The sequence below is a fragment of the Deferribacter thermophilus genome, assembly GCF_049472675.1.
GTDB lineage: Bacteria > Chrysiogenota > Deferribacteres > Deferribacterales > Deferribacteraceae > Deferribacter > Deferribacter thermophilus.
This window is the reverse complement of the sequence record NZ_JAPNXM010000007.1, coordinates 97,385-105,239: the sequence shown is the minus strand read 5'-3', so window position 1 is coordinate 105,239 and position 7,855 is coordinate 97,385. Positions and strand designations below refer to the sequence as shown.

The 7,855-nt window shown below is 30.8% G+C and carries 8 protein-coding genes, 1 pseudogene and 1 riboswitch; of the genes and pseudogenes, 8 read left to right on the top strand and 1 reads right to left on the bottom strand.

Translation table 11 applies throughout. From position 1 onward, the window contains the following. A pseudogene (locus OWM07_RS08030) lies at positions 1-125 on the bottom strand (IS5 family transposase); the annotation flags it as partial. Between the two features lie 193 nt (positions 126-318). Here OWM07_RS08030 and OWM07_RS08025 point away from each other — a divergent pair. The 8 genes from OWM07_RS08025 (at position 319) to aroF (ending at position 7,836) form a co-directional block, all read left to right on the top strand. Next, complete coding sequence (locus OWM07_RS08025; protein ID WP_423303171.1) at positions 319-1,140, top strand: LysM peptidoglycan-binding domain-containing protein; 822 nt, start codon at positions 319-321, stop codon at positions 1,138-1,140. A 10-nt stretch (positions 1,141-1,150) separates the two neighbouring features. After that, positions 1,151-1,284: riboswitch (molybdenum cofactor riboswitch) on the top strand. A 54-nt stretch (positions 1,285-1,338) separates the two neighbouring features. Beyond that, complete coding sequence (locus tag OWM07_RS08020) at positions 1,339-2,397, top strand: ABC transporter ATP-binding protein (protein WP_423303170.1); 1,059 nt, start codon at positions 1,339-1,341, stop codon at positions 2,395-2,397. Further along, complete coding sequence (gene modA / locus OWM07_RS08015) at positions 2,390-3,136, top strand: molybdate ABC transporter substrate-binding protein (protein ID WP_423303169.1); 747 nt, start codon at positions 2,390-2,392, stop codon at positions 3,134-3,136. The genes OWM07_RS08020 and modA overlap by 8 nt, the downstream gene beginning before the upstream one ends. After that, positions 3,133-3,903 (top strand): molybdate ABC transporter permease subunit, encoded by a 771-nt coding sequence (locus tag OWM07_RS08010; protein WP_423303167.1) that lies wholly within the window; start codon positions 3,133-3,135, stop codon positions 3,901-3,903. The genes modA and OWM07_RS08010 overlap by 4 nt, the downstream gene beginning before the upstream one ends. Continuing rightward, positions 3,875-5,095 (top strand): molybdopterin molybdotransferase MoeA, encoded by a 1,221-nt coding sequence (locus tag OWM07_RS08005; protein WP_423303166.1) that lies wholly within the window; start codon positions 3,875-3,877, stop codon positions 5,093-5,095. Before OWM07_RS08010 ends, OWM07_RS08005 begins: the two co-directional genes overlap by 29 nt. Beyond that, on the top strand, positions 5,092-6,018 hold the full coding sequence (locus OWM07_RS08000) for a radical SAM protein (RefSeq protein WP_423303165.1): 927 nt from the start codon (positions 5,092-5,094) through the stop codon (positions 6,016-6,018). Before OWM07_RS08005 ends, OWM07_RS08000 begins: the two co-directional genes overlap by 4 nt. A 51-nt stretch (positions 6,019-6,069) precedes the next feature. Then, positions 6,070-6,585 carry a ferritin gene (locus OWM07_RS07995; protein ID WP_423303164.1) on the top strand — a complete coding sequence of 172 codons (516 nt, stop codon included), beginning with the start codon at positions 6,070-6,072 and terminating at the stop codon, positions 6,583-6,585. A gap of 231 nt (positions 6,586-6,816) precedes the next feature. Continuing rightward, on the top strand, positions 6,817-7,836 hold the full coding sequence (gene aroF, locus OWM07_RS07990; protein ID WP_423303163.1) for a 3-deoxy-7-phosphoheptulonate synthase: 1,020 nt from the start codon (positions 6,817-6,819) through the stop codon (positions 7,834-7,836). Positions 7,837-7,855 lie beyond the last annotated feature (19 nt).

Genomic DNA, 7,855 nt, shown 5'->3' with positions numbered 1-7,855 from the left:
TTCTCTATCTTTGAAAAGTTTATTAAATCATTTAAAAACCTTAATCTATTACGTTTTTGTTTTGATAATTTATCTTGTGCTGCTATGTCTGATACTGTCATCCCTTTTATCTCTTTTGAAGGCATAATTACCCCCCTTATTATTAAAAATTAAGCATAATTTAGCAGAAAATAGATTAAATATCAATATGTTATATAAATTTTACTGTGCAACACCCTTATTATATTCTTGTTGTAATGTCAAATAATTTGAATGAATAGATGTTTGACAAAAAATATCTTATATGTTAATATTGAAAAAAAACAGGAGGATGCAATTATGAGGTATTTCAAAATTTTTCTTTTGATGTTAATTACTTCAGTGCTTTTGTTTGCATGTGCAAAACCACCAGTAAAAAAATATTCTGATGCGCAAAACTCTATCCATGACGCTTTAAAAGTTGATGCTGATAAATGTGCACCAAAAGAATATGACGAAGCTAAAAAGTCCTTTATTGAGGCTGAAAGAGAGATGGAAAATGCAAAAAATTATGTTTTTAGAAAGAAATATTATGATAGAGCTGAAGGTAAGTTAGAAGAGGCTAAAATCAAAGCTGAAAAGGCTAAAAAGGTAGCTTTGCAAAGAAAAGAGGCTATTAATAAACTAGAGAAAAAACTTAATGAATTAAGAAATGAGTTAGATTCTATCAAAGAGGATGGTATAAGGTATGATCCTGATGCTTATTCAGAAGCTGAGAAGCTATATGCTAAGGCTCGCAAGGCATTGGATGATTGCAAGCCTGCAGAGTTAAACTTACTTATTTCTAAACTTGAAAGTGATATAAATAATATGAAAGAAAAAATTGCTATTGCTAAAGCTGAAGAGATGAAAAAATCTCTTGAAAAAGAGGAAGTTGCTAAAGTTGAAATTTACACTGTTGTAAAAGGTGATTGTTTGTGGAAAATCTCTGAATTAAAATACATGAATCCATTTATGTGGCCATTAATTTACTGGACAAACAAAGATTTAATCAAGGATCCAGATTTAATTTATCCTGGACAAGTATTTAAGATTAAGAAGAATTTTACTAGCGAAGAGAAATATGATGCTATAAACTTTGCTAAAAACAGAGGTCCTTGGTCACTATTTGACGGTAAGTAAGATTATTATATAAAAAAGATTTCTCCGAGCACATAAACCTAAGGTTAATAACTATGGTTTATGTGCCGGCTGGGCATAGCCCCCAGGGTATAAGTGGAAACGCTTATGCCTCCCGACTTGGAAAGGAGAAACTGGTTATATAAAGGCCGGTTATCCGTGGGAGTAGCCGGGCTTTTTTAAATTTAGAAAGAGGTAAAGTTGATTGAAATAAATATAACCAAATTTTTTAAAAATAAGAGATTTAGATATTTTTTTAAATCAGAGAAAAAAAAATTAGTGATTTTTGGCCACAGTGGAGCTGGTAAATCTAATCTTGTAAAAATGATTGCTGGATTTTATCCCCCTGATGAAGGTTTTATAAATATAAATGGAGTTACTTTTTTTAAAAAAGGTGAGATAAATTTACCTATCGATAAGAGGAGAGTAGGGTATATCCCCCAAGAGTACACTTTATTTCCTCACTTAACAGTTTTAGAAAATGTTTTGTATGGTCTAAAAGTAAGTAAAATAAAGTTAGATAAAACACTTTTTAATTTTCTCATCAATACGCTTGAAATAGAAGATTATTTAAATAAATATCCTTCAATTTTATCAGGTGGACAAAAGCAAAGAGTGGCAATAGCAAGGGCATTGATGATAAACCCAAATATTTTGTTGTTTGATGAACCTTTTTCTTCACTTGATAAGCCAATAAAAGAGAGATTAATAGAAGTTATTGATATTTTATTGAAGCAAATAGATAAACCAGCAATTTTTATAACTCACGATATTGATGATGCCTATCTTCTTGGTGAAGATGTTGTTATAATTAAAGATGGAGTGGTGATTGAGTATGGAGAAAAAGCTAAGATTTTTAATAAACCGCAATATGTTGAGACTGCAAAATTATTAAATTTTAAAAATTTATGGAAAGTTGAGGGTATCGAGGATAATTATTTGATAGTGAATAATGAAAGACTTTTTACAAAGAATATTCAAAATGGTATAAAATTTGTGGGTATAAGACCAGAAAATGTAATGATTGTTAGAAGGGATGCAAAAGAAGAAAAAGAAAACCAACTTGAAGTGGTTGTTAGATGGATTAAAAAGTTAAGTGGATTTTGTGAATTAAAAGTTGAGCATAATAAACTCGGGTCTATATTTATAAAGCTACCTGAACATGCTTTTAATAAATTAAATATTAGAGAAGATGAAAATATAAAAATTTCTTTAAAAAGTGTATCATTGATAACTATGAATGAGGTAATAAATGATTAAAAAATTGCTAATTTTATTTTTATTACTTTTTTTATTAAGCTCAGTAGGTTTTTCTCAGGATGTATATTTTTATGTAGCATCATCAATGTCAAAACCTGCAAATGAAATTGTCAATAATTTTAATAAAGTATCTAAAAATTTTAAAGTTGTCTTGTTAACTGGAGGATCTGGTCAGTTATTAAATAAAATTGTTTTTTCTAAGAAAGGGGATTTATATTTACCTGCATCTAAGACATTTAAGGATAAAGCTGTCAAGTTGGGCTTGGTGCTTGTATCTATAGATTTATTATATCAAACACCGGTTTTTGGTTTATCAGAGAATGGTAAGAAAAAGATAAATTCTTTTGATGATATCGTGAAAAAAGATGTAAAGATTGCTCTTGGTAATCCAAATACAATGGCTCTTGGTAAAATTTTTGAAAATATAAAATTAAAATTACCTAAAGATATAGTGTTAGGTATTGAAAAAAATTGTGTAGTTAAAGCTGTAAATGTTGCTCAGATTGTTAATTATTTAAAAACCAATACGGTAGATGTTGGGATTGTATTTGATTCTGTTGCAAAAGTGAATGGGTTTAAATATGTATCTTTTCCTGAGAGAGCTACTGTAAAAGATGTTGCAAGCATAAATTTGTTGAAAACAAATAGCAACATTGAAAATGCAAAGATATTTCTAAAATATCTGCTTGAAAATAAAGGGATTTTCAAAAAATATGGTTTTGATGTGATAAAACAATGAAATTTTCAAAGATTTCTTCTTTATTAGCATTGCTACTTTCTTTGTTGATAATGATGTTGATACTATATTCTTTTAAAGATGTTAGCCTAATCAGTATAAAAGAAATTGTAATTGATAGGGGTTTTTTATCTGCTGTAAAATTTGGATTTTTAACAGCATCAGTGGCAACATTTTTATCTGCAATTTTTGGAATCCCTGCAGGTTATTATCTTGCAAGGCATAAAAAAGGTTTTTCAAGAGTACTCGATGTATTTTTTGATGTTCCATTAATAATTCCACCACTTGTTGTAGGGGTTTTGATACTTAATTTATTTAATTCACCTTTTCTAAGTAAATTTTTTAATGTTATTTTTGATTTTAAAGGTGCTGTAATAGCTCAATTTTTTATTTCATTCCCGTTTACTTTAAAATCTGCAAAGAGTGCTTTCGAGCTTGTCCCTCCTATTTATGAAAGGATTGCAATGACGCTTGGTGCAGGTTATTTTCGTTCGTTTTATGATACCACTTTTAAACTTGCATTAAGAGGTATAGCTGCGGGGATTATGCTTAGTTGGCTTAGAAGTTTTGGTGAATTTGGTGCTACTTTGATGGTGGCTGGAGGTATTCCCGGTAAAACAGAAAATGTACCAATAAATATTTATTTAAATATGACTGAAGGTAACTTCGAAAAAGGTATTGCAGTAAGTGTTTTGACAGTTATTTTGGCATTTTTTGTTATTTCTATAATAAAAATAATCTTTGATAAAAGAAGGTGGGATGATGCTTAAATATGAAGATGCAAAAAAGATTATTTTAAACTGTTTTAATGAGGTAAAAACAAACAGTATCAATGTGATTGAGAGTTTTAGTTATGTTTTAGCTGAAGATATTGTAACTACTAGGGAATATCCTGATACAAAAAAGAGTGCTGTTGATGGCTTTGCTATAAAAGGGTTGGATAGAAATAGTTATATTATAGTAAATACATTTTCACCGGGGATGCAAGTCGATATTAATTTAGAAAAAGGGGAAGCTGCGTTTGTAATGACTGGTGCTGTAGTTCCTGAAAATGCTGATGCTGTGGTGCGAGTGGAAGATTGTGTGATATATGGAAATACTGTAACTGTAAATTGTAATGTAACCAATGGAATGAATATTAATAACATAGGTGAAGAAGCTAGTATCAATCAACATGTTGTAACAAAAGGTGTTTTGATTGATGAGAGGATTTATCCAGTATTATGTTATCTTGGATTAAAAGAAGTAAAAGTATATGAAAAACCTAAAGTTGGTATTTTTACAACAGGCAATGAGATATTAGAGCCTGGAAAAGATTACAGAAAAGGGTTTGTTTACAATACAAATAGATATATAGCTGAATCTTTTTTGAAAAAGTTGGGAATTCCCTATGAATATTATGGTAATATAATTGATGATGAAAATTCTGTTTTTAATGCTTTTGCTGAAATGACTGAAAAGTATGATATAATTATCAGTTCGGGTGGTATTTCAATGGGGAAATACGATTTTGTCAAGAAAGTTCTAAATGATAAAAAGTTCGATATAGTAGTGAATAAGACGAAGATAAAACCTGGTAGCCCATTACTTGTGGCAAAAAACAATAATTGTATGATTTTTGGAATGCCAGGGTATCCAGCAGCATTTTTTACAAACTTTGTATTATATCTGCTACCTTTTATTAAAAAAGCTTGTGGTTTTAGAGATTTTGAAAATAAAGTTGTTGATGTCATATTAAAGGATGATATGTATTCAAAAAAATCATCTGATTATTTTAATAGAGCAACTATAAAATATGAAAATGGCAATTTTTTAGCCTATGGTGCTTGTTCTCAAAAGACTTCCCACTTTATAAATTTTGCAAAGGTAAATGGTTTCGTTAGAATTAAAGAGGGGGTTGGTGATTTGAAAGCTGGAGCAAAATGCGAAGGATTAATTTTTAATTTTGAGAGTATATTATGAAATATATTTTTGGGCCAGTTCCATCAAGAAGACTTGGTGCTTCTCTGGGTGTAAATTTAGTTCCAAAAAAGATTTGTTCACTTGATTGTGTGTATTGTGAAGTGGGGAAAACCACCGAGTTTGAAATTGAAAGAAAGCGGTTTTTTAACCCAGATGAGTTGTTATCCGAATTCAAAATCGTTTATGAAAGAAAAAAAGATATTATAGATGTTGTAACATTTACGGGTGCTGGTGAGCCCACATTAAATATTGATTTGGCTTATCTTGCTAATGAAGTTAAAAAAATAATTGATAAGCCTCTTGCTATACTTACAAATGGGACATTGCTTTTTAGAGAAGATGTTAGGAATGAGTTGCTAAATTTTGATATTGTTGTGCCAAGTGTCGATGCAGTCAGTGAAAGTATATTTAAAAGAGTAAATAGGCCTCATTCAGAGCTTAACATTGAAAAGATTATAGACGGGTTAAAAGAATTTTCTCGTATATTTAAAGGTAAACTATTTATTGAAATTCTTCTTGTAAAAGGTGTTAATGATAATGAAGTGGAGTTAAAGAAAATAGCAAATGTTTTAAAAAATATTAATTATACTAAAGTTCAGTTAAATACTGTGTTTCGACCACCTGCTTACAAAGGGTTTGATGGATTAAATGAAAAAGAGTTATTAGAAAAGGCTTTATTTCTTGCAAAAGAAGGTGTGAAGGTTGAAACTGTTGGTGCATATTTGAAGTCTTTGAGTAATAAAGAAGAGTATATAGTTGAAGATCTGATTGATTTGCTTTCTATGAGGCCTTGTACAGTTAATGATCTGAAGCTTTTATTTAATCGGTCTGATATTGTAAAAATATTAGATAAACTTATCGTTGATAAAAAGATAACAAAAGATATAATTAACAATGAGATTTATTTTAAGGTTGCTAAATAAAGTTTTTTGTGTTATTTCTAATTTAGAATTAATAAAAATTAGGAGGTTGAAATGATTAGTAAAAAAATGGCAGAAGCATTAAATGAGCAGTTAAATAAGGAGTTTTTTTCTGCATATCTATATTTATCTATGTCAGCATATAGTGAGCATATCGGATTAAAAGGTTTTGCAAACTGGTTTTATGTTCAATATCAAGAAGAAATGACACATGTAATGAAATTTTACAAGTATATTTTAGATCAAGGCGAGCAGGTGAAGCTAAAAGCAATTGAGCAGCCAGAGCAAGAATTTGAGTCTCCTCTTGATATGTTTGAAAAAACCCTAGAGCACGAAAAATTTATAACAAAATCGATTAATGAATTAGTGGATCTGGCAATGCAGGAAAAAGATTATGCGACACATACTTTTTTACAGTGGTTTGTGACTGAGCAGGTTGAAGAAGAAGCCAGTGTAAATGAGATACTTGATCAACTCAAATTAGTTCAAAACTCTGGAAATGGGCTTTTTATGATTGATAAAGAGCTTGCTAAAAGGACTTTTCAATCACCGGCAGATACTAATGCTTGACAATTTATTAATAAAAGGTTAATAAAAGATCATGTTACCAAAATTATTAAGTTTTAGTGTCCAAAATTTTCTTGAGCATCATACACAATATTCTTATAATTTCTTTTACTTTTTTTACAACTTTTTTAGAGGTGCCGCCTGAGTTGGCCATAATAGTGTAGTTAGAATATATAAAGGCCACAGGCGGCAAAACCGCTTGTGGCCTTTTTTTTTACCTAAAAGGAGGTGTTTATGATAGTTGTTATGAAAATTGGAGCAACAAAGGAAGAGCTCAACGAAGTCTGTGAAAAAGCTAAATCTCTGGGTTTTACTCCACATGTAATCTATGGGAAGGAGAGAAATGTGGTTGGATTGGTGGGTATAGGTGGTAAAAGGGATGAGGTGGGAATAATTGAAGATTTGCCTGGAGTTGATAGAGTAGTTCCAATAACAAAGCCTTATAAGCTTGCTAGTAAAGAGGTTAAAAAGGAAACAACTATTGTTGATGTAAGTGGTGTAAAGTTTGGTGGAGAGGAAATTGTAGTGATTGCTGGGCCTTGTTCTGTTGAGAGTGAAGAACAGATAATTAAAACTGCAGAATATGTAAAAGCAGCAGGAGCAAAGATGTTAAGAGGTGGAGCTTTTAAACCAAGAACGAGCCCATATTCATTTCAAGGTTTAGGTGAAGAAGGGTTAAAATTATTAGCCAAGGCGAGAGAAATTACAGAGCTTCCCATAGTTACAGAAGTTGTAAATCCAAGGGATGTAGATGTGGTTTACAAATATGCTGATATGTTTCAGGTGGGAGCAAGAAATATTCAAAATTTTGCTCTATTAAAGCTACTTGGTCAAACAGATAAACCTGTTTTGCTTAAAAGGGGGATGGCTACTACAATTGAAGAGTTTTTAATGTCAGCAGAATATATTTTATCTGAAGGGAATAAAAATGTAGTGCTATGTGAAAGAGGGATAAGAACTTTTGAAACTGCAACGAGGAATACTTTAGATATTAGCTGTGTTCCTGTGGTAAAAGAGAAATCTCATTTACCAATTATTATAGATCCTTCTCACGCATCAGGACATTGGCATTATGTCCCTGCACTCTCTAAAGCTGCTATAGCTGTAGGTGCAGATGGATTGATTATTGAGGTGCATCCTGACCCAGAAAATGCTATGAGTGATGGTGCTCAATCTTTGAAGCCAGATGTATTTTTAAGGCTCATGGGGGAGCTAAAAAGTGTCGCTTTAGCTGTTGGTAGATATATACATTGATATGTTGCCACTTTTTGTG

Bases quoted from the DNA above. Each gene is read 5' to 3' on its own strand.
- OWM07_RS08000 (WP_423303165.1), top strand. From the start codon at position 5,092: ATGAAATATATTTTTGGGCCAGTTCCATCAAGAAGACTTGGTGCTTCT.
- OWM07_RS07995 (WP_423303164.1), top strand. From the start codon at position 6,070: ATGATTAGTAAAAAAATGGCAGAAGCATTAAATGAGCAGTTAAATAAG.
- OWM07_RS08025 (WP_423303171.1), top strand. From the start codon at position 319: ATGAGGTATTTCAAAATTTTTCTTTTGATGTTAATTACTTCAGTGCTT.
- modA (WP_423303169.1), top strand. From the start codon at position 2,390: ATGATTAAAAAATTGCTAATTTTATTTTTATTACTTTTTTTATTAAGC.
- OWM07_RS08010 (WP_423303167.1), top strand. From the start codon at position 3,133: ATGAAATTTTCAAAGATTTCTTCTTTATTAGCATTGCTACTTTCTTTG.
- aroF (WP_423303163.1), top strand. From the start codon at position 6,817: ATGATAGTTGTTATGAAAATTGGAGCAACAAAGGAAGAGCTCAACGAA.